Source organism: Psychrobacter sp. NPDC078929 (assembly GCF_050267985.1).
Classification (GTDB): domain Bacteria; phylum Pseudomonadota; class Gammaproteobacteria; order Pseudomonadales; family Moraxellaceae; genus Psychrobacter.
Genome location: NZ_JBNNFX010000020.1, coordinates 26544 through 49502 on the forward strand (window position 1 = coordinate 26544; position 22959 = coordinate 49502).

General features: G+C 43.2%; 19 protein-coding genes. 10 read left to right on the forward strand and 9 right to left on the reverse strand.

Features of this window, described 5'->3' with window-relative positions:
• Positions 1–176 precede the first annotated feature (176 nt).
• On the reverse strand, positions 177–620 hold the full coding sequence (locus tag ACQKCG_RS11055) for an acyl-CoA thioesterase (protein ID WP_101204900.1): 444 nt from the start codon (positions 618–620) through the stop codon (positions 177–179).
• Positions 621–1054: 434 nt separating this feature from the next.
• On the opposite strand from ACQKCG_RS11055, the gene rpmI reads away from it, so the two are divergent.
• From rpmI to ACQKCG_RS11080, 5 genes are all read left to right on the forward strand, one after another.
• Positions 1055–1252, forward strand: a complete 198-nt coding sequence (rpmI, locus tag ACQKCG_RS11060; RefSeq protein WP_057761939.1) for a 50S ribosomal protein L35 — start codon at positions 1055–1057, stop codon at positions 1250–1252.
• A gap of 119 nt (positions 1253–1371) precedes the next feature.
• Positions 1372–1728 (forward strand): 50S ribosomal protein L20, encoded by a 357-nt coding sequence (gene rplT / locus ACQKCG_RS11065; RefSeq protein WP_011281252.1) that lies wholly within the window; start codon positions 1372–1374, stop codon positions 1726–1728.
• Positions 1729–2055: 327 nt separating this feature from the next.
• Entirely contained in the window at positions 2056–3111 is a 1056-nt protein-coding gene (pheS, locus tag ACQKCG_RS11070; protein ID WP_101204929.1) for a phenylalanine--tRNA ligase subunit alpha, read from the forward strand.
• A gap of 188 nt (positions 3112–3299) precedes the next feature.
• The gene (gene pheT, locus ACQKCG_RS11075; protein ID WP_101204901.1) at positions 3300–5699 is read left to right on the forward strand and encodes a phenylalanine--tRNA ligase subunit beta; all 2400 of its coding nucleotides are present in this window, start codon (positions 3300–3302) and stop codon (positions 5697–5699) included.
• A gap of 215 nt (positions 5700–5914) precedes the next feature.
• Positions 5915–6214 carry an integration host factor subunit alpha gene (locus ACQKCG_RS11080; protein ID WP_057761935.1) on the forward strand — a complete coding sequence of 100 codons (300 nt, stop codon included), beginning with the start codon at positions 5915–5917 and terminating at the stop codon, positions 6212–6214.
• A 246-nt stretch (positions 6215–6460) separates the two neighbouring features.
• Here the strand turns inward: ACQKCG_RS11080 and ACQKCG_RS11085 are convergent, their stop codons facing one another.
• Positions 6461–6820, reverse strand: coding sequence for a hypothetical protein (locus tag ACQKCG_RS11085; protein WP_101204902.1), 360 nt, complete (start codon positions 6818–6820; stop codon positions 6461–6463).
• A gap of 544 nt (positions 6821–7364) precedes the next feature.
• Here ACQKCG_RS11085 and ypfJ point away from each other — a divergent pair.
• Positions 7365–8252 (forward strand): KPN_02809 family neutral zinc metallopeptidase, encoded by an 888-nt coding sequence (ypfJ, locus tag ACQKCG_RS11090; RefSeq protein ID WP_101204903.1) that lies wholly within the window; start codon positions 7365–7367, stop codon positions 8250–8252.
• Between the two features lie 196 nt (positions 8253–8448).
• Here the strand turns inward: ypfJ and ACQKCG_RS11095 are convergent, their stop codons facing one another.
• The 3 genes from ACQKCG_RS11095 to trxA all read right to left on the reverse strand — a co-directional run bounded on the left by ACQKCG_RS11095 (position 8449) and on the right by trxA (position 11116).
• Complete coding sequence (locus tag ACQKCG_RS11095; RefSeq protein ID WP_101204904.1) at positions 8449–8676, reverse strand: hypothetical protein; 228 nt, start codon at positions 8674–8676, stop codon at positions 8449–8451.
• Positions 8677–8995: 319 nt separating this feature from the next.
• Complete coding sequence (gene rho / locus ACQKCG_RS11100; protein ID WP_055125334.1) at positions 8996–10264, reverse strand: transcription termination factor Rho; 1269 nt, start codon at positions 10262–10264, stop codon at positions 8996–8998.
• Positions 10265–10789: 525 nt separating this feature from the next.
• A complete protein-coding gene (gene trxA / locus ACQKCG_RS11105) occupies positions 10790–11116 on the reverse strand; it encodes a thioredoxin (protein ID WP_057761928.1) in 327 nt (108 codons plus the stop codon).
• A gap of 480 nt (positions 11117–11596) precedes the next feature.
• On the opposite strand from trxA, the gene ACQKCG_RS11110 reads away from it, so the two are divergent.
• Both ACQKCG_RS11110 and ACQKCG_RS11115 read left to right on the forward strand, forming a co-directional pair.
• Positions 11597–12310, forward strand: a complete 714-nt coding sequence (locus ACQKCG_RS11110; protein WP_101204905.1) for an RluA family pseudouridine synthase — start codon at positions 11597–11599, stop codon at positions 12308–12310.
• 217 nt (positions 12311–12527) lie between these two features.
• Entirely contained in the window at positions 12528–14030 is a 1503-nt protein-coding gene (locus ACQKCG_RS11115) for a flavin-containing monooxygenase (protein WP_404944620.1), read from the forward strand.
• Positions 14031–14041: 11 nt separating this feature from the next.
• Here the strand turns inward: ACQKCG_RS11115 and ACQKCG_RS11120 are convergent, their stop codons facing one another.
• A complete protein-coding gene (locus ACQKCG_RS11120; protein WP_101204907.1) occupies positions 14042–14989 on the reverse strand; it encodes an NAD(P)-dependent oxidoreductase in 948 nt (315 codons plus the stop codon).
• A 454-nt stretch (positions 14990–15443) separates the two neighbouring features.
• On the opposite strand from ACQKCG_RS11120, the gene rapA reads away from it, so the two are divergent.
• Together rapA and ACQKCG_RS11130 are read left to right on the forward strand one after the other, a co-directional pair.
• Positions 15444–18347, forward strand: a complete 2904-nt coding sequence (rapA, locus tag ACQKCG_RS11125) for an RNA polymerase-associated protein RapA (RefSeq protein WP_182176683.1) — start codon at positions 15444–15446, stop codon at positions 18345–18347.
• Positions 18348–18707: 360 nt separating this feature from the next.
• Positions 18708–19610, forward strand: coding sequence for an acyl-CoA thioesterase (locus ACQKCG_RS11130; protein ID WP_101204908.1), 903 nt, complete (start codon positions 18708–18710; stop codon positions 19608–19610).
• A gap of 87 nt (positions 19611–19697) precedes the next feature.
• Here the strand turns inward: ACQKCG_RS11130 and mutY are convergent, their stop codons facing one another.
• From mutY to ylqF, 3 genes are all read right to left on the reverse strand, one after another.
• Entirely contained in the window at positions 19698–20969 is a 1272-nt protein-coding gene (mutY, locus tag ACQKCG_RS11135) for an A/G-specific adenine glycosylase (RefSeq protein WP_101204909.1), read from the reverse strand.
• On the reverse strand, positions 20966–21802 hold the full coding sequence (locus ACQKCG_RS11140; RefSeq protein ID WP_134292652.1) for a hypothetical protein: 837 nt from the start codon (positions 21800–21802) through the stop codon (positions 20966–20968). The genes mutY and ACQKCG_RS11140 overlap by 4 nt, the downstream gene beginning before the upstream one ends.
• Before the next feature lie 85 nt (positions 21803–21887).
• Complete coding sequence (ylqF, locus tag ACQKCG_RS11145) at positions 21888–22844, reverse strand: ribosome biogenesis GTPase YlqF (RefSeq protein WP_057761911.1); 957 nt, start codon at positions 22842–22844, stop codon at positions 21888–21890.
• Positions 22845–22959 lie beyond the last annotated feature (115 nt).

Below are 22959 nucleotides of genomic sequence, written 5' to 3' on the forward strand. Positions count from 1 at the left end.
GTCTTATAGGTAGAAAGTGAAAAAGAGTGATAAGCAATTATACTACTTATGATTAAAGCGGGGAGATTATCTGAAATGCTCTGCAATATGCTGACAGCTAGCAATATGATGTCAACTAAATGTGCTATAGAGTGCAACTATGCTAAATGACAGCATACTATTTATAACAAGCGATTCTACAGTCTAAATAAATGCGGATACAACGCTTCTTTGATCGTATTATCAAGCTTAGTCACTTTATTGAGGTTAAAGTCGTAACCTCGAAAGTGCTGGCGCGCTTTTGCTACTATCTCGCCCGTGTGCATCCGCGTGACCTTTAGGATTATATTACCGCCATTATCATATATTGGCTCAACACCAACTTCAAATAACAGCTCTTCTCGTACGCGGATACGGCTCACAATATCTAGCTGCAATTTATCAATAATCAAGCCTTGATGGTCTGCGTTGATTTCTTTGATACCTTTAGCGTATAGAAATCTTAGCCGTGCTTCGGACAATAGCGCTGTCAGAGATTCGACCGTCATATGCTGTCCTGCGTCGGCTTCCGTATGACGTACACGCATCACTGTCTCAAAAACAAACAAGTCGTCGTCGAATACTAACTCTTGTTTTGACACACTATCTCCTAGAGTGATGGCCAAAGATTATTCTATTTATCGTGCTGTAGGTTATCAGCACTGTTATCGTTATGACTATACATTACAGTCTAAGTATTCATGGTAAATAAGCTGTTTTAATGGTGTTTATATGAAGATATAGCTTAGTCTCTACTTAAGCACAGCTTAGGCTGACATTCAATCTATTTGGATAAAAATCAGCCGTTTTATTGGTGCTTTTAGGAGAGCCGCTATCGCTTATTTGATGCTGATTACTTGTCTATATTGACTACTAAAACCTCGCCAAAACTTTACTTGGCAAAACAAGGCACTATCTGCTAAAATAGCGCCTCCCACCTCGAGGCAAATAGAGGTTTAGTGGTTATTTATATAACGATTATTCAGCATGACTATTTGACGACCAGGTTCTAAAACAGAAAAAGAGGCAAATCATCATGAAAGTTAAGATGAAAACCAGAAGCGGCGCAGCTAAACGCTTCAAAAAAACAGCGAATGGCTTCAAGCGTAAGCAAGCATTCAAAAGCCATATTTTGACCAAGAAATCAGCTAAGCGTATTCGCCAATTGCGTGGTCTTAAGTTGGTGCACAAGTCTGACGAAGCAGCAGTTCGTCGTATGTGCCCATACATTTAATAGCCTACCGTCATCTATCTTTGATTGAAAATATTTGACTTTGCAATCTGACAATGATGTTTATTATTTAACGGCATCATCACTCGCTTAACAGTGATTAAAAAATCTTGGAGTAAATTATGGCCCGTGTAAAACGTGGTGTACAGGCAAATCGCCGTCACAAAAAAATCTTAAAGCGCGCAAAAGGCTACTACGGTGCCCGTTCACGTGTTTACCGCGTAGCGGTACAGGCAGTGACCAAAGCTGGTCAATATGCTTATCGTGACCGTCGCAACAAGAAACGTACTTTCCGTCGTCTTTGGATCGCACGTATCAATGCTGGTGCACGCTTAAACGGCTTAAGCTATAGCCGCTTCATCAATGGCATGAAAAAAGCAAACATCGCAATCGATCGTCGCGTCCTAGCAGACATCGCTATGCATGATGCAGCGACTTTCACAGCATTGGTCGAAAAAGCAAAAGCGGAATTGGCCTAAATATTAACCGTCCTTTAGGTATGATGCTTTTAAATAATTATTTATAAGCAATTGTCTAAATGGATAGGACTAATATTGATTAATAGTATGATATTAATAAAAGCTACCGCTGGTCGGTGGCTTTTTTTATATTAAATTATTTTAAGCGTGCTCTATATTGAACTTTGTCTAGCAAAAATACGCTTATCATCGTCTAAATATTCAAGCCATTCTTATAACCAGCCTTTATATTAATCTTTTATATAAACATAACTGGATAAATGGTTTGCAATATTTGGTCAAATCCCTACAATTAATAGTCCGTTCAAATCAGGAATAATGCGTCTTATGACTAACCCTGCTGCCACCAACGACTTGTCGGCGCTACCGACCTTGTCTTCAGAGCTTAATGAGCTTAACGAAGCTCAGCTTACCGAATTTGCGAGTGCTGCTGAAGCTCTAATCTTACAAGTAACTGATGCGCGTACACTGCAAGATTTGCGTGTGCAATTGACTGGTAAAAAGAGTCCGTTAACGGGCTGGTCAAAGCAGATGGGCAAGCTCGATGCTGATGATAAAAAAACTTATGGCGGCTGGTTGCATCAAGTGCGTAGTCGCATTCAGCAAGCACTGACAGACCAGCAGCAGCAACTAGAAGTCGCAGCGCTCAATGCCAAGTTGGAGGCCGAGAGCATTGATATTACCTTGCCTGCTCGCGGTGGTCAAAAAGGTCATCTGCATCCAGTAACCATGATTACTCAGCGTATGCAGCAGTACTTTATTCAAGCGGGCTTCAATGTCGCAACTGGCCCCGAAGTCGAGAGCGACTACTATAATTTTGAAGCGTTAAATATCCCGTCGCACCATCCTGCGCGCGCGATGCATGACACCTTTTATTTTGATGCGCATTATCTATTGCGTACGCATACCAGTCCTGTCCAGATTCGTACCATGGAAAAAAATGAGCCGCCGATTCGCATCATTTGCCCAGGTCGTGTTTATCGTAACGACTCAGATCAAACACATTCGCCGATGTTCCATCAGCTAGAAGGCCTTATGGTCACTGAGTCGAGCACTTTTGCTGAGCTAAAAGGTTTAATCAGTGAGTTTCTAGAAGCGTTTTTTGCCAAAGAGCTGACCGTACGTTTCCGTCCGTCGTTTTTCCCATTCACTGAGCCGTCTGCAGAAGTGGATATCTTAGATGACAATGGCAAGTGGCTTGAAGTAATGGGCTGCGGCATGGTGCATCCACAAGTATTGACTAATTGCGGTATCGATAGCGACAAATACACTGGCTTTGCTTTTGGTATGGGTATCGAACGCTTTGCGATGCTGTATTACGGTATTGATGACTTGCGCTTGTTTTTCCAAAATGACGTGCGCTTCTTAAAGCAATTTGGCTAGAGTTTTTTTTATAGCTATATAGTCAGTTCAAGATAATTTAGATCCAAGGAAAGTGAGTGAAAGTGCTACAAATCGTAGACTGAGCGAGCCTGACGCTGTATCTAATTTATATAGGATTGACTATAGCAAATGAATTCGCCAAGCTTTACTCCAACATCTTTATTATAAAATTCTGATCCGAGATATTTATGAAAATTAGCGAACAGTGGCTACGTCAGTGGGTAAACCCTACAAATACTAGCGAACAGTTAGCCGAACAGTTGACTATGGCAGGTCTTGAGATTGATGATCGCTATGCAGTTGCCCGTGCTTTTAGCGGTGTGGTTGTCGGTGAAGTCATCAGCGTTGAGCAGCATCCTGATGCAGATAAATTACGTGTTACTCAGGTAAATATCGGTGACGCTGAGCCATTACAAATTGTCTGCGGCGCGCCTAACGTGACCGTCGGTATGAAAGCACCGGTTGCTACCGTTGGTGCGGTATTGCCAAGCGATGATAAGAAAGGGTTTAAAATCAAAAAGAGTAAGCTACGCGGTGTGGCCTCAAATGGCATGCTATGTGGCGCTTCTGAAATTGATTTAGTCGATGATATAGATGGCTTGCTTGAGTTGCCTAAAGATGCACCAGTTGGTACAGATATTCGTGAATATCTAGGTTTAGATAATCAAATATTGGATATCTCAATCACCCCAAACCGTGGTGATTGCTTTAGCGTACGTGGTATCGCTCGTGAAATATCTGTCATCAACGATTTATCTGTACAAATGCCAGAAATCTCGGCCAATACTGCTGGCACTGCTGCAACGCCGGCTGTGACAGTTGATGCAAAGGAAGCGTGCCCTCGCTATCTGTTGCAGTCGATTCACAATATTGACCGTAGCATCGATACTCCAAAATGGATGCAAGATGCGCTGGTACAATCAGGACTACGTTCACACAACTTCTTGGTCGATGTGACCAACTATGTGTTGATGGAGTTGGGTCAACCGCTACATGCGTTTGACGCAGACACGATCGAAGGTGATATCGTGGTACGTTTGGCACAGCCTGATGAAACCATTACTTTGCTAAATGAGCAAACCGTTACCTTGACCGGTGATGAGCTTGTGATTGCTGATGATAAAGGTGCCTTGGCACTGGCTGGTATTATGGGTGGTCAGCGTAGCAGTGTCACTGATAGCACTACCAATATCGTTGTAGAAAGTGCTTTCTTTAATCAGCTAGCTATCGCTGCGCGCGCACGCCGTTTCGGGCTACATACGGATGCATCACAGCGTTTTGAGCGTGGCGTCGACTTTGAATTACCAGCATTGGCGTTGGCACGAGCTTGTGATTTAATCACCAGTATTACTGGCGGGGAAGCAGGTCAAATAGTCACGGCCGAAAACCTTGAGCATTTGCCAGCACGTGCACCGATTACATTGCCAATCGCGAAAGTGCGTGATGTCATTGGGATTGATATTGAACCAACTGAGATGGTACGTATCTTGACCCAACTGGGTTTTGACGTAGAGCAGCAGAGCGATTCACTAGTTTGCAAGCCGCCATCTTACCGTTTTGATATGAGTATCCGCGAGGATTTAATCGAAGAGATTGCTCGTATCTATGGCTATGACAATATTCCAAGCGTCCTGCCACATTTACAAGTAAGTATGGATTATGATGATACTGCGGATTTGACCCATGAGATGAAGCTCGCATTGGTCGACAACGGCTATATGGAAGCGATTAGCTTTAGCTTTAGTGATGCAAAACTAGAAGCATTGCTTGATGACGAAGCGCTAGGGGAGGTGTTGGCACTGGCAAACCCTATCTCTAGTGATTTAGCCGTTATGCGTCGTACTTTGCTATCGAGCCTATTGCCTTGCGTGCAATATAATTTAAATCGTCAGCAGCCGCGCGTACGTTTCTTCGAGACAGGTCTTAGCTTTGTTGGACAAAGTATTAGTGACTTAGTGCAAACGCCAAGTATTGCGTTGGTGGCAGTTGGTGATATATGGAGCGAACAAGCGTATCAGAACCGCGCCTTAGATTTTTATGATCTAAAGCATGATATTGAGCAGCTATTGCCAGCACAAATCGATAGCGCACGTATCCGCTACGAGCGTAGTACGCTGAGCTTCCTGCATCCAGGACAAAGCGCTGAGTTATATATCGATGATGTATATGTTGGTTGGTTGGGTCAGTTGCACCCAAATACTGCTAAGCAGTTAGATCTGCCGACTACCTGGGTCGCTCAATTGTCACTGGCACCGCTATTGACGACTGCACGTGAGCAGCATGCTATCACTACACCAAGCAAGTTCCCACAAGTACGCCGTGATATTGCTATCTTAGTAGACAGTGACATCAGTTTGCAGACACTAGAGACAACGGTGCGAACTGCGGCAGGTGATTTGTTGACTGATCTTTGGTTATTTGATGTCTATCAAGGTGACAAAGTACCAGAAGGTCAGCGCTCACTAGCGTTTGCACTAATATGGCAAGACAGTACGCAAACGTTGTCTGACGAAGCCGTCAAGACTGCCACAGATAAAGTGGTACAAGCGCTAACTGACCAGCATTCTGTACAGCTGCGCGACAGCTAACATTTAGTAAGTATTATACCCAATGCTCTGTAGTCTTTTTACCATGAGGCTACGGAGCATTGCTATTCATAGAATAAGTTAAGTGGTTATTAATAAAGGATTTTAATGAAGACTTTGTTAAAAAACAGTCAAAAAACCTTTATAATAGCTAGCCTTAACCCTCATACCGCTAAACCATGATATTCGACATCACGACATAGCATAGGAGTCGTACTGTGAGCACCTTAACCAAATCTGACATGATTGAGCATTTGATGAGTCACCTAAACCTAACACGCCAAGAAGGCCGCTGTCTGGTGGAGAACTTTTTTGATGAGCTGTCAGAGAGTTTGATTGATGGCAAAGAGGTCAAGCTTTCAGGCTTTGGCAACTTTGAGCTTAAAGATAAAAACAGCCGTCCAGGCCGTAACCCGAAAACAGGGGAGCCTGTTGCAGTATCCGCACGCCGTGTGGTTACTTTCAAAACAGGGCAGAAATTTCGTCAGAAGGTTGACGAGCGTTTGTTTGATAGCTAATACCTAGTTTGGCACTGCGCTGAACGATAGTGTGTCTGTTTTATCGTGAGTTTATAAGAATGCTAGTGCGTATTTGCACTTAGTTATTTTTGCGTACATCTATATATTTCGATATTGCAGCACGCATCGCATATTAGGGTTATCTATAAAGTAGAAACCTACTAAAATCATAAATGATAGACATAAAAAAAGAGAGCATAGGCTCTCTTTTTTTTACTACAGTTTATCTATTGTATGAACAATAAATTACTGAGCTTCTTCAACTACTACTTCGTCAGAAGCTTCAACAGCAGCAGTATCAGTTTCGCTAGCTACGTCTACGCTAGTGGTGTCGCCGTCTACAGGAACTTCAGCGTCCATTTCGTCAGTAGCAGTTGCTTCTTGAGCATCAGCGATGTCAGCTTCAGCGTCAGCAACAGCAGCGTCAGCATCAGCAGGGATAGCTTCACCGTCAGCAGCGCCTTCAGCTAGCTCTTCTTGTGCGTCTTGCACTTCTTCTTGCGCGTCAGATAAATCTTCAGCAGCGTTTTCTTTGCTGCTATCACAGGCAGTAAGGCCCATAGTTGCAGTCATGATACCAGCTAGAGCAAGTAATTTAAGTTTCATATGGTTTTCTCCGGAAAAATGAAATGAGCAGTAGCAGCAACAAAGGTCGAAATCCGAGATTTCTCAGAATTCAACTAGTCTTAGTCGCAGCTACTCAGCTTCCACGCATTCTATAGGTTTTCTAAGTAAATAGAAATAGCCTGTACAATTAAGTAACAATAAAATTTAAAATAATATTTTACTTTGGCTATCCGATATACTTTTTAATACAAGAGGCTAGATTAATCGACGTATAATCAATGACATCAGAGGGATTAAGACCTCTTTTGGTTCTCATTTTTTGTCTCGAATTGTTGATATTAGCCCCGTTTTTATGGGTAAGAATTGAATTAAATAGTCCGATTATGGTCCTATATTACATAAATCCTAGTTAAGTTAGCAATTTTATAGGTTTCTACTTGCTTTTAGGATAGTAGACTAGGTCATAGCGTGAGTTAACTGGTCAAATAACATATAACATAAGTAAAGATTAATAGAAGTAGTGGCTAATAGAGATAGTAGTTAATAGAAATAGTGAATCAATCTATATTTGAGGAATAGAATTATGAAATGGCAAGGTAGACGAGGTAGCTCTAATGTGCGCTCTAGCACAGGTGGCGGTAAGATGATCGGCGGTGGTATTGGGGGTATCATTATCGCTGGTATTTTATGGTTGGTATTTGGCGTAAACCCAATGACCGCATTACAGACAGGTCAAGCGGTTACAGGTGGTAGTAGTGAATCATCTACTGAGCTGGCAACCAGCACAGACCGAGACACGCAGTTTGTGAAAGTTGTACTAGCAGATACAGAAGAAGTCTGGCATCAAATCTTTAATGAAGCTGGTAGTACTTATCAAGAACCGTCATTGATTTTGTTTAATGGTCAGGTCAGCTCAGCATGTGGTAGTGCTAGCTCTGCAACCGGTCCATTTTATTGTCCAGGGGATCAGACTGTTTATTTGGATACGTCATTCTTTGTAGAGATGCGTCAGAATCTTGGTATTTCAGGCGATCAGCAAGGCTCTGGTGGTGAAGAGAACCAAGGCAAGGCTGGCGATTTCGCACAGGCCTACGTGATAGCGCATGAGGTCGGTCATCATGTTCAGACGCTACTGGGCATTAGCCAACAGGTCAATGAAGCTCGTCAGCAAGTGACCCAAGCACAGTCCAATAAGCTATCAGTATTGCAAGAGTTGCAAGCGGATTGTTTTGCTGGTGTATGGGCACAGCGCAATCAAGAGCGTGTACAGTTTTTAGAAGCTGGAGATCTTGATGAAGCGGTGAATGCAGCTAGTCAAATTGGTGATGATCGTCTAGCGAAAGCGAGTGGTGGTGCAGTAGTGCCCGATAACTTTACTCATGGTACCAGTCAACAACGTGTCGAATGGTTCACCCGTGGTCTAGAAAGCGGTAATGTACAATCTTGCGATACGTTCAGCGGTGCACTTTAATGGCCATATGTATTAATAACTGTGTATTTGACTAATGATGTATTTCTAATAATAATGTTTTTGATTATAAGTCTAGCGCATGGACTTATAATCAAAATTAAGACATAAAAAAGTCTGCAACGAATTGCAGGCTTTTTTATCATCTTTTATCTGATATTACTCAATCAATTGTCAAATAATATCAGCGTAGAAAGATTTAGTTGTTGTCAAGAACATAACCACCAGCACCGCCAATCGCTGCACCAGCCAATGCGCCACGAGCGATATCTTTGCTGTCGCCTTTGCTTCTAATAAGAGCACCAGCTGCTGCGCCAGCGGTAGCACCTTTAGCTGTATTGCTCATACCGCTATAAGAGTTACAACCAGTCATGATTAGGGCTGAGCTAGTAATTGCAGTCATTGCGATCGTTTTAGCAAATTTCATATTATCACCTATTAAGTCATCAAGTTTAAAATACAATACCTTCAAAATACTGTGTCCATGATATTTTCAAGTATATTCCTACTGTCTGTCATAATAGTCGGTTACTAATAATATAGTCGTAGTAAAAGCGCTAAACTTTGCAAACGAGATGTAAGCGATGTTGCCGTACTGTATCATCACCAATAGCTGTAAACGACAGAAGGAATTACATTTTAATGGGTTTAACTATTAATATTTTGATGCTGTCATAAAAAAGACTACCTATAGGTAGTCTTAATTTCAAATCAAAGCTGAATATGTTTAACAAGTTAACTAAGAATTAGTTTTGTGATTTACGCTTCATTTGCTCAAAGAATTCATCATTGGTTTTCGCTTCTTTTAGGCGATCCAATAAGAACTCAGTGGCTTGTACGCCATCCATCGGTTGAAGCAGTTTGCGTAAAATCCATACTTTACGCAGCTTGTCTTCGTCCAATAGACGCTCTTCGCGGCGTGTACCAGATTTTTTGATATTAATCGCAGGGAATACACGTTTTTCAGCCAAGTCACGCTCAAGCGTAATCTCTTGGTTACCCGTTCCCTTAAACTCTTCAAAAATGACGCTATCCATCTTACTGCCAGTATCAATCAATGCACTGGCAATAATGGTCAAACTACCACCTTCTTCCACGTTACGCGCAGCACCAAAGAAACGTTTTGGACGTTCTAGAGCATTGGCATCCAGACCACCGGTCAATACTTTACCTGACGACGGAATGACCGTGTTATAAGCACGTGCTAGACGCGTAATTGAATCAAGTAAAATCACCACGTCTTGCTTATGTTCAACCAAACGCTTGGCTTTTTCGATGACCATTTCAGCCACTTGTACGTGACGCTGTGGCGGCTCATCAAAAGTAGAAGCAACCACTTCACCGCGTACTGTACGCACCATCTCGGTGACTTCTTCTGGACGTTCATCAATCAATAATACGATTAAATAGCATTCAGGATTATTACGAGTGATTGATTGTGCGATGGTCTGTAGCAACATCGTTTTACCCGCTTTTGGCGGTGCAACGATGATAGAACGCTGACCTTTACCAATCGGAGCGATTAGATCGATGATACGACCAGTCAAATCTTCAGTGGTTCCGTTACCAAGCTCAAGTTTTAAATGCTCAGTTGGGAATAGGGGTGTCAGGTTCTCAAAGATAAGCTTATGACGTGAGCGATCTGGCGTATCAAAGTTAATCTCGCCGACTTTCAATAATGCAAAATAACGCTCAGAATCTTTTGGTGGACGAATCGTACCAGCGATACTGTCACCAGTTTTTAGACTGAAACGGCGAATTTGGCTAGGGCTGACATAAATATCATCAGGACCGGCTAAATATGAGCCTTCTGATGAGCGCAAAAATCCAAAACCATCAGGAAGAACCTCAAGTACGCCGTCACCATAAATGGCTTCACCGTTACGCGCATGGGTTTTTAAAATAGCAAAGATAATGTCCTGTTTACGGCTACGAGCCATATTATCAAGACCCATTTCTTTGGCGATAGCCAATAGCTCAGCGATTGATTTTTTCTTTAATTCAGTAAGATTCATAGATAGGTCATTAGCAATTGATCAGATGAGAGATGCCATTAGCAGCACAAGTCACGACAGTGATTAAAATAACGGTAATATGATGATATGGGTGTGTGCACAGCGCTGTAGTTTATGTAGTTTTGGTTTTATATGTCTGCTTATGTACGCATTGCCATCATTGGAGGCAAGGTAATAAGAAATAAGGATAAAAAAGGCTACATAAGAGTCTGCGTCAAAAACTCAATATCAGTAATTGCGTTTAGTCATTTTGTTCAGCAATGGTGTTTATAATGACGATTGTGTTTTTGTTGATAAACACGAGGAGAATAGCGACAAGATACTTAGGAAAACAGTTGGTTTTCTCTTGTCAGCAGACTATACGGTCTTCACAATAGCGTTGTCAATAAATTTTGCCAAAAAAGTCACATTATCGAGTTTTTTGCACAAAAAACAAGCAAAAAAGCCACTATCTTAGTCAGATAATGGCTTTCTCGGTTATTCTATTTTACCCGCTCAAGGTAACCTAGAGCGAGCAAATGTAACTTATAAATGCTTGTCTAATACTTTAGCCAATTCAGCTTTTGGCTGTAGGCCCATTACTGAATCAACTTTTTCGCCATCTTTGAATACAAATAGCGTTGGGATGTTACGAATACCGAAACGGCTAGCCGCTTGTGGGTTGTTGTCTACGTCTACTTTAACGATTTTAACTTTACCTTGGTACTCAGTCGCTAGATCTTCTAAAATAGGAGCAATGGCTTTACAAGGACCACACCATGGCGCCCAGAAGTCTACTAGTACAGGTACGTCTGATTGTAGAACGTCTTGATCAAAGTCTGTGTCGGTAGTATGTACAATAAGGTCTGACATAATTTTATCTCTCTTGTTTTATTACTTCTATCACCACTCATCAACATATATATTGGTTTAATAATAAATCAGTTGGTGGTCAAAGAATTGTTTAGAAGGGGTGAAAATGTGCCATTATATTAACATGTTTGCCCTAATTTGACAGATACAGGCTGGTTAAATTGTTTAACAACTAGTATTAGCACAATAAATCGAAACGGTGCAGCACAAGAGTGTCTAATCTGTTATTTAATACGATTATCCTTATCAAAGTATGTATCTCAGCAAGGTAGAAGTCTTATGTTTACCTCGTTTATATAGTAGCTAGTGATTAGTAGCTAGCGATATTAATGACATTAAAAATCAGTCAAAGTTTTGCCCTTTTGTCCATATAACCGTTGCTCATAAAGTGGCTATCGTGCCAAATATAGCTATCATGTCCAAAAGATTAACCACCAAAAATCCTTATCTTAAAACCAATTTACATAAGTAGTTAAATTTATGCCTTTTACCGATGAAGAAGTTAATGCCCTCAATGCCCAAGAAGGCGCTTATCCGCTTGAGTTTTTCAAAAAATTTGCGCAAGAAATTACGGTTTATGAAGACGATGACATTTGGGTGGTTGATAAACCTGCAGGCCTATTAAGCGTCGATGGTAAAACACTCAAAGTCAGTCTGCTTGCTCGTCTTGAGCGCGCCAATCCAGCTGTCAAATTGATTCATCGTTTAGATATGGACACCTCGGGACTGCTTATTTTTGCAAAAAACGCAGCAGCGCAAACCAATATCAGTAAGCAATTCATCGAGCGTCTACCGCAAAAGAAATACCAAGCACGTGTTTTTGGTGAATGGGAGCAGGTCGGCGCAACTGGTGAGATATCAGTGCCAGTGCGCTATGAGCCAAGTACCAAACCGCGCCATATCGTCGACCACGACTGGTCAAAGCATGCGCTGACGTTATATGAAGTTGTGGCTCACGAAACCTGTAATGGCGAGGCAGTCACTCGGGTCATGCTAAAGCCAGTCACGGGCCGTAGTCATCAGCTACGCGTACATATGGTGCATGTCGACCATGTGATGATTGGCGATCCGATTTATGCTGAAGGTGCTGCACTAGAGATAGCCCCGAGGCTCAACTTACATGCACAGCAATTGCGTTTAAAGCATCCGGTACTGGGTGCTTGGATGGATTGGGAAAGTCCCTGCCCATTTTAAATCGTTAGATTTTACCGCTTGCGGTTAATAGATGCGATAAATGGCTCTAAAGCCAGCTATAAAATGCCAGTCATGCAAACACAAGGATGAAAGTATGCTTGATATCACCACTACCAAACAGGCCATCAAAAACCGCCTTAAAGGTAGAAGTTCAAAGACGGGTAAGGTAGCCGACTATGAAGTATTGATCATCGGTGCGGGTATTGCAGGTATTGGCATGGCTTGCCGTTTACAGCAACAGCAGCATAAAGGCTTATTCGGTCATAAAGCCCCAAAAAAGCAAAAGCAGGCAAAACCGACTAATAAGCAAAAACCTCCACAGCGCTTTGCTATCTTAGAAAAGCGTGCTGATTTGGGTGGTACATGGGATTTATTTACCTATCCTGGGATTCGCTCTGACTCTGACGCCCTGACCTTTGGCTATAATTTTAGGCCATGGCTTGATTATAGAATGCTTGCAGCAGGCGATGATATCAAGCGCTATATCGCCGATACGGCACACGAGTTTGGGGTGACCAAACATATCCATTATCAGCATGAAGTTCAGCAGATATCATGGTCTAGTGAGGATCAACAGTGGTCAGCGACCATCAAAAACCATGCAAGCGGTGAGATGTTTGTTAAGACTGCCAAGTTTATCGTAGGTGCCACTGGCTATTATGACTATGAGCAAGGCTATCGCCCTCACTTTGAGGGAGAAGAGAATTTCCACGGTCAAATCGTCCATCCACAGCACTGGAATAATCTAGACTATAATGATAAAAAAGTCGTCGTTATTGGTAGCGGTGCCACAGCGATGACGTTGCTACCTGCGCTAGTAGATAAAGACAGTAATCAGTGTGCACGTCATGTCACGATGCTACAGCGTACGCCGACCTATGTGGCGAGCGTGCCGGGTGATGACCATGCTATGGACTGGCTATCAGGCAAGTTTTCACCATTATCAAAAGAGCAGGCTTATACGGCACTACGCGCGCGCAACGTGTTACGGCAACAAGGCCTGTACAAAGTTGCGACTCATGCACCCAAGGTGATGAAAGCAGTCTTAAAAAATGGAGTAAAAAAAGAGTTAAAGGGTAGCGGCGTTGATAGCAACCATTTTATGCCTGACTATAATCCGTGGGATCAACGAGTATGCGCGGTACCTGACGGTGATTTATTCAAGGCCTTGCAGGACAAACGTGCAACAGTGGTAACCGATCAAATCAGCCACTTTACTGAGACAGGAGTTATGCTGCAATCTGGCCAGCATCTCGACGCTGATATCATCGTTACTGCGACTGGCTTAAAGCTACAGATGTTGGGCGGGGCTGTGGTATATATCGATGGTCAAGCTGTCGATATTGGCACGCGTATGACCTACAAAGCGGTCATGATAGAAGGCATACCTAATCTGGCAGCACTGTTTGGCTATACCAATGCTTCGTGGACACTAAAAATCGATTTGGCTTGTCAATATGTAGTGAGGCTGTTGGGGTATATGCATAAAAACCATTATCAAGTCGCCATGCCACAAGCACAGACTGACGATATGACAGCCTGTGCTCAAGCAGATACCGTGATGGGTTCGCTATCGTCTGGTTATGTCAGACGCGGCAAAGACGAGCTACCTAAGCAAGGCGATCGCTATCCTTGGTTCGTGACCAACAACTATTTAAGCGATCGAATCATGCTTAAGTATCGTAAGGTAAAAGACGACTGGTTACGGTTCAGTCGTTAGTATCTTGGTAATTATTGATGATGGTTGTCGATGAAATCGGCCACTTGCTTGCTTAACATCTGCCACAAGGTCTCTTGAGCGCTTTTGCTGCCCCATGCATTATGCGGACTAAAGATAACACGCGGATGGTCGCTGATATTGAGCAAAGGGTCATTATCGGCGATCGGTTCTTGTTCAAACACATCGCTAGCATAGCCGATGATTTGCTCATTATTAACCGCGTCAGTTAATGCCTGGCTATCAACGATGCCGCCACGGGCGACGTTGACAATGAGCGGTTGTTTAACCATTTTTGCCAGAGTATCTTTATTAATAAGATGCTCAGTTTGTTCGTTCAATGGGCAGTGCAGACTGATCACATCCGCACGCGCCAGCACTTCATCAAACGCGGTATAGTCGTCGCTGCGTGGTTCACGTCCTTGGTGCTCTGCCCACAGTACGGTCATACCAAAGGCACGAGCAATCTCGGTCACGCGCTTGCCGATGGTGCCAATACCGATAATACCTAACGTCTTATCTTCCAAATCAATCAGCGGAATATCCAGCAGGCAAAAATTGCCATTTGCCAGCCACGTGCCATCAGCGACTTTCTGATGATAATGAATACCAGCACGCATCGCTGTCAGCATGAGCATAAATGTGTGTTCGGGAACGCTTTTGACCGCATAACCAGCGACATTAAAAAGCGCGACACCGTGCTTATCGCAAGCGGCTTGATCGACGTTATTCATGCCAGTGGCAGTCAGTTGGATCAGCTTAAGTTTCGGCAATTGCTCTATCACCTCTGCACCAATCTGGACTTTATTGGTAATAATAATGTCAGCATCTTTGCAACGTTCAATGATGACAGCCGTGTCTTTTGGCGTGTCGTTATAAGTGATGTAGTCGCTCACACCCCTTGGTGCAGGCAGGTCAATACCTTCAGAAAAAGTACCTTTGTCTAAAAAAACGGCTTGCATGGCTAGTCCTTACTTATTGTTGTCTTATAGATAATCAGCGAATAAATGGTTATCGCATGAATCCTTATCGGCTTAATGTAGCACGTTGGTATTTTTAGTCAAAAACGAATCAACCAAATATCGATTGAACAGATATAAGCTGCTGATAAAATAGGATAATCTGTATTATTTAACAATCGTGTATTTGTCTGACATAGTATCGATTAAATAGCTGATAAAATCATAGCTATCGCAAGCTGCCTCTTGAAAAGTCAACTTAACGCACTCATCTACCCGCTAACGTTATATAATGGTTGGGCTTAACGATTGGCTTGATTGGTGTTGTGGCACTTCTTCTATGTCTTTTTGACATTTTATGGTGTGAACAACCTTATTTAGCTATTGTTAGCCGCCATTGCTGTTTTCTAAGCTATCTATCTAAATTTCATTATCTGAGTACAAAAGACATCGCCTTATGACTATCTCTATTGCTTCATTGCACAGTACTGAATTCGCCGTTGGTCAACGTTATTTATCTGATACGGAGTCTGAGCTTGGCTTAGGTGTGGTCATCGATGTTGACGATCGGTGTGTGCATATTTTATTTCCGCAAAGTGAAGAGACACGCGTCTACGCAAAAAACTCTGCGCCATTATCGCGCGTGGTGTTTAAGGTTGGCGATACTATTTATGACCAAGATGGCAAAAGCTATACGGTCAATGCTGTCGATGAAGTCATGGGTGTGCTCAAATATGGCGTCGATGAGCACGAGGGCGGCACTGCTTCTAAAGGAATAATGGAAACCCGCCTTGCTGCCAATATCACGTTGGCCAAGCCGCTTGAGCGTTTGCTTGCTGGCCGTATTGAACGTGGTGACTGGTATGAGCTGCGTCAAGATATCCTGCGTATGCAGTCAGCGCTGGCAGGTCATCCACTAAAAGGCCTAATGGGTGCACGTGTCGATATCATCGAGCATCAGCTATATATCGCACATGAAGTCGGCAAACGTATCGCGCCGCGTGTATTATTGGCTGATGAAGTTGGCCTTGGTAAGACCATCGAAGCGGGCATGATTATTCATCAGCAGTTGCTAACGGGCAAAGCTGAGCGTGTGTTGATTTTGGTACCAGATAGTTTGCAGTATCAATGGATGATTGAGCTGCGTCGCCGCTTTAACCTAAACTTTGCCTTGTTTGATCTAGTGCGTACTGCGGCTATTAAAGAACACGACCCTGAACAAAACGTTTTTGCCACTGAGCAATGTATCATTGGTGGTATGGATCTGTTACTCGATCACCCAGACTTATATGATCAAGCGATGGATGCAGGGTTTGATTTATTGGTTGTTGATGAAGCGCATCATCTGCATTGGGATGAAGCACAAGGCGGCAATGATAAGTATGACTTGATTGCGGATTTCGCAGAAGAAACGCCAGGCGTGATGCTATTGACAGCAACGCCAGAGCAGCTTGGTGCGCAAAGCCACTTTGCCCGTCTGCGTCTGCTTGATCCAGATCGCTTTGATGATTTGGATGAGTTTATCGATGGTCAAGAAGCTTTTGCAGAGACAGCAGCAGTTGCTGGCGTCTTGATAGAAGAAAAGCCACTGAATGAAGGCCAAATCGCTGCCTTGAGTAGCTTATTAGATATTAGTATTGAAGAACTATCTTCAATCAATGAAGATGAAAAACTGCGTACACATGCGCTAAACGAGCTATTAGATCGTCATGGCACAGGTCGTATTTTGTTCCGTAATACTCGTGAGAGTGTCAAAGGTTTCTATGGTCGTAGTAGTCAGCCATATCCATTGCCACTTCCTGAAGCATGGAAAGATAGCTATCAAACCAATGGTAAGTTGCGTGAGCAGCTATGGGGCGAAGAAAACCAACCAGACGGTGGCTGGCTAGAAGATGATCCACGTGTTTCTTGGTTGATTGATATCTTACGCGGTGAGCTTAAGCATCAAAAAGTTCTATTAATCGCTCGTAGTGGCGCGACGGTAGAGAGTTTAGAAGCGGTGTTGCGTCTGCATGCAGGCATTAAGACAGCTATCTTTACTGAGCAGATGACTTTGCTTGAGCGTGACCAAGCGGCCGCATTCTTTGCAGATAGTGAAGGCGCGCAGATACTACTGTGTTCAGAGATTGGTTCAGAAGGTCGTAACTTCCAGTTTGCAAGCCAGTTAATACTATGGGATTTGCCTGCTAATCCAGATACGTTAGAGCAGCGTATCGGCCGTCTAGATCGTATCGGTCAGACGCAGCAAATTATGCTACATGTACCTTACGTACAAGGTACAGCGCAAGAGCGTCTGTATCAGTGGTATAACGATGCGCTGAACATGTTCAATCAGATATCGCCAACCGCACAAAGCGTACAAGAGCAATATATTCAAGAGCTTAAGCCAATGCTTGAGGGTGCTGATACTTCTGAGAACAATGTCATCTTGCAAGACATTATTGACGAGGCGCTACAGACACGTTTGGGACTAGAAGCACAGCTACAAGCTGGTCGTGACCGTCTGCTAGAGTACAACTCATGCCGTCCGCGTGTCGCAGGTCGTATCGCTGATGCTATGCGTGACTTTGATGGTAATAATTTGCTGCCACACTTTATTGAGCGTTTCTTTGCGTCTGCCAATATCGATCACAATATTCAGCGTGATGGCTCGTGGGTTATTGCGCCTATCGATAGCACTGAGATTAGTGATTATATTGATGGCTTGCCACTTGGTGATGAAGACGGTATGACCCTGACCTTTGAGCGCGAGCAAGCGCTTCAACGTGAAGACATCGAGTTTATCACTCATGAGCATCCATTGATGCGTGCGATTTATGAGTTAGCGAGCACCAGCACCTTTGGTAATACGACAGTTGCCATGCTAAAAAGTGCCGCGGTTCCGCAAGGTATGGTACTGCTAGAGGTGAACTTCCGTGTTGAAGCAATCGCGCCAAAAGTGCTCAATCTGCCAGCGACTTTGTCCACGCAAAATATCCGTGTCTTTATCAGTGAGCAGGGCAGTGATTTATCGGCTCGTATCAGTGCTGAGATGATTATGCCGCACGTTGAGCGATTGGATAAAAACCGTGCTCGTCAAGTGATTAAAGTACGTAGCGATGTGATTGAGCAGCGTTATTATGAAGCCGAAGACATTGCTCGTCAGCAGATCGCTGAGATTGGTGAGCAAGCAAGTAGCCGCTTTAGTCAGCAATGGTCACGCGAAATCAAGCGTCTAAAACATCTACAGACGATCAATCCAAACGTACGTCCTGAAGAGATTGAGCGTTTAGAGCAACTTAAAGCTCAAGGTGAGCAAGCACTTGGTAACTTATCATTAGTACCGGATTCTATTCGTGTACTCGTAGCAGTTAAGCCATAAGCATCGACGTATTTACCAGAAACGAGGTGTTGTTATACATCTCGTTTTTTTATGGTTGAGATTGCTTGTTTTGCTCTCTAGCTGCGATTTGTCGGGCAAAAACAGATAAGCAATACTTATGAGTAAGCCGACGGTAACTAGTCAAAGCCACCGATATTGGGTAAGATGTTTACCTTTTCTGTAGAAAATAAATATTCGGTAATAACATCGCTAACGATGTCTGTATGTTTATTTTAAGGTCTCCTTCGACAGATATTGATAAGTGATCTCGCATTATTTTACATTCAAATATGATGGCTATATGGCATCAATATCATCAGATGCTGAGCGTTTTTGATAAAAATAAGGAAACATATCGTCATGTCCGATAATCTACAACTGATTGATGAGCTGCTAGCTACCATCGCGCTTATTGAAGTTACCCCTGATGTGTTTGAGGGTAAAAGCCATGACTATGTGGGCAGTCGTATATTTGGTGGGCAAGTGCTCGCCCAAGCGATTATGGCAGCGGCGCATACATTAGACAGAGACAAACCTTGTCACTCACTGCATGGATATTTTTTGCGTGGTGGCGATATCAACCAACCCGTGATATATCAAGTACGTCGATTGCGTGATGGTCGTAGCCTGTCTGCACGTGAAGTCACGGCTATTCAATATAAAGAAGTACGAGGCAAGCCGCCTGTTGAGCAGGTGATATTTTCAATGATTGCCTCGTTTTCACCGATGGAAGATGGGCTTGAGTATCAAGAAGACATGCCTGTCTATCCACCGCCAGAAGACTTGCTGACAGAGCAAGATCTAAAAGAAGAGAACGTCGGAAAAGTGCCAGAAGCACTAAAAGCAAGATTTATGCGCCGCCGTCATGTCGAGATTAAGCCAGTGAAGCCGCGTAATCCGATTAGCCCAGAACCTATGAAACCCAAGCAAGCAAACTGGCTACGCATTCGTGAATTGGGCAATCAGCCAGTGGCTATTCAGCAGGCACTATTGGCATTCTCGTCAGACTTTTATTTGGTTGGTACAGGGCTGATGTCACATGGTGTTAGCTTTATGACCAGTGGTCTACAGGCCGCTAGTATCGATCACTCAATGCATTTCCATCGTGATTTTGATTTGAATAAATGGATGCTGTACGACATGTGGAGCGATACCACGTCTAATGCGAAAGGCTTGAATCATGGTCAGTTTTGGCAAGATGGCAAACTGGTCGCTACCGTGCAACAAGAAGGACTCATGCGTTTACGTGTGCCAAAATCTTAAAGTGCTGTAGGCTCAGCTGCTTTTAGATTGTCATCATAAAAAAGCGACTCATTATTAATAGTGAGTCGCTTTTTTTATTCCAATTTCTTATTCTAAGATTTTAACCATCGCGCGAGGCAGTCCTAGGCTGTCTTGTGCTTTTTGTTCGGTTAGCCACTTAAAGTCAATTTCAGCCGCTGCTAACTTCTGATTTAACTCAGTTACCTGCGTCGCGTCAATCGTCAATTTACGCGGGGTTAGATACCAGTGAAAGTGCGTCAGCGAATGCTTGATAGGCGCATCATCGAGCAAGGTATTGCTAACTGATTTTGCCACCAGTTCATTTTTTATGAGCCACTCATTTATGATTTGCTCAGCAGTGGTAAATTCTGCTTCGTATACTTTTTCATTACTACGTACGTCATTTGGCATATTCGATAGTTTGTCATCATTAGCTTCTACTTTCTTCGCAGTGTTACCACTCGTTTTACCATCAACTTTTTCCACGAACTGTAACGGCAAACTCCATAATCCACCCCAGATACCATTGTCAGGGCGTTGTAGCCACAATATATCACTATCTGCACTTTCGATTAGCAGTGCATCACTGAATTTACTAGGTTTGGGCTGCTTTTTTGCTTTGACGGGATAATCAGTCTCGCGCCCTTGCGCATGGGCTAGGCAGTCTTCTTTTAATGGACATAATAGGCAGGCAGGCTTGCTACGGATACATAATGTCGCCCCCATATCCATCATGGCTTGCGCAAATAGTCCTGAGTTTTCTGTCGGTGTCAGTCGCTCTGCCAATGCCCATAAATCTTTGGTGGTAGCAGATTTAGTGATGTCACCGTCGATAGCGGCCCAACGTGTCAGCACTCGTTTGACATTACCATCGCAGATGACGCCATAATGATGCAATCCCATCGCCATAATCGCGCCAGCAGTCGATGGCCCAACGCCCGAAATCGCTTCCCATCCTGCTAGTGTCTGCGGAAACTCGCCCGTTTCATCGATGATCTCTACCAACTGCTTAGCACCTTTATGCAAATTACGTGCACGTGCATAGTAGCCAAGCCCTGCCCAATGCTCTGCTACGGTATCCCATTCTGCTGCGGCCAAGTCCTGCACAGTCGGAAACGACGCCATAAAACGTGCAAAATAGGGCAGTACAGTGGTCACCTGCGTTTGCTGAAGCATGACTTCTGATAACCAAACAATATAAGGGTTGGGCGTATCGGTTTGGTGCTGTTGCCAAGGTAAGTCATGGCGACCATTTTCGGCAAACCAATCTAGTAGGCGTGAGGCGAAGGAGTTTAGAGATGTGGGAGAGTGGTTAAAGTTAGTATCAGAAGGTGTAGAGTTGGCAGTTGGCTGGGTCATAGTTTTCTTTCGTCTTTTCTCAAAAGGTGTTCTCTCATTCTTGCTTCACGTTTCTCATCTTCTATATTCCGATCCTTCTGAGAATATGAGTCCACCTTAATTCGTTTATTACTCTTTACAAGAGAATCTAGAGTTTTTCTTATTTTTTCTATTTCAACTGATGTGCGATAAGCGGGATTGCCTTTACCTACCTCTGTTATTCCTTCAAATTCTGAAAGGTCGATAACCGAGTAGTTAGTATATGAGTTACCTTCCATATCTTCAAAAGTTATTTCGAAAGACAGTCTAGTTTTAAAAAAGTCTTTACCATATTTGTTCTGCATATCGATAAAGCTGAATAAAAAGCTCTTTTTTGTATTATTAACACCCAGAGTGTTCAAGGAGTTAGTAAAAAAACTAAGTTCCTCGAGCCTAACAATAATTTCTTTTTCACTTTCTATAAGATCGCTTTTAGATTTTTGATTCTTAAATTTGATATTCCTAGCAAGTCCTTTACCAATATTTTCAACTTTTAATAATATAAATTGAAATCCTACTATTGATGATTCTAGGAATATTTCTACGTGCGGCCGTATAGCCTCTTTACGATTAGAGTCTATCTGTTCATCTTGATTTCTTCTTAACCGCCAGGTTTCTACTGCTAACACGATAGTCAAAAAAGCAATAATACTGGTAGCTATTGCGCTTATAGTTATAGAAATATATTCCCATGCCTTGTCACTGGGTATCTCCGCGCGACTACCAACGGCTATACCAGCTATAAATAGTGTGGGTAACAGTAAAACTGCTAATAAAGCACAATACATCCATAATGGTTTTTCATCTTTACTCAAGATCACCTCTTAAGTCATTAACGGTTAGATTTAATACTTTAGCTGATGTTTTTCTAAATAAAACTGTGTGGAAAGTAGAGTTCACCTACTTCCGATTCTTCCGCGTTTTCAAACGACGTAAGCGCTTTTCTTCCTCTTTCGCCTTTTTCTTCTCTTCAGCAGCGAGTCGTTGTTCAGCGACGACGATTTCTTCCGCTTCAGTCATCGCTGGTGTTTCTAGCGTGATGCGACCAATCTTTGCGCTACGCAGCTCGTTAATCAGAATCTCAGACATACGGTACGTATCGACTTGATTGCCAGCGCGTACACAGCCGCGATTACGTCCAGCGACTTCAAAGAACTCCCAATCAGTCTTTGGCAGCTCTTCAATTTTATAGCGAGTTTTTAGCAGCTCAGGATAGGCTTGCATCAAGTACTCAGCGGTATAGCTGGCTACATCAGCGAAGTCAAAAGCAGTATCACGAATACCGCCTGTCGCTGCTAAACGATAACCAGAGTTTTCGTTTTCAACTTTTGGCCAGAGCATACCAGGTGTGTCATAGAGCATGATGTCATCGTCGAGCTTAATTAGCTGCTGCGATTTGGTCACGGCTGGCTCATCGCCTGTCTTCGCCACAGCGCGTCCTGCTAGCGTATTGATCAGCGTTGATTTACCAACGTTTGGAATACCCATAATCATCGCTTTGATTTGGCGACCAGTCCCGACTTTATTGGGTACGAGATGCTTACAGATAGCGATAATACGTTTTACATCATTGGCTTTTTCAGTATCGCACGCAATGGCTTTGACCCCATCTTGCTGCTCGAGATAATCCATCCATGCTTGAGTCAACTCAGGATCGGCAAGGTCAGCTTTGTTCAGAATTTTGATAACAGGTTTTTCACCGCGTAGTGCCGCGACCATTGGGTTTTCACTACTATAAGGAATACGCGCATCGATGACCTCGATGACCAAATCCATCTGCGGCATGACTTCTTTGATTTCGTTACGGGCTTTGTTCATATGCCCAGGGAACCACTGAATACTTGCTCTCTTATCCATCTGCTTTCATAACCTTTTATAAAAAATGCTAAAAGTAAAACAATCAACGTTTACTTTCTAATGGTGTCCAGTTTACTACAGAACCACCTTGCTCACGGCACAATTTCACCCAACC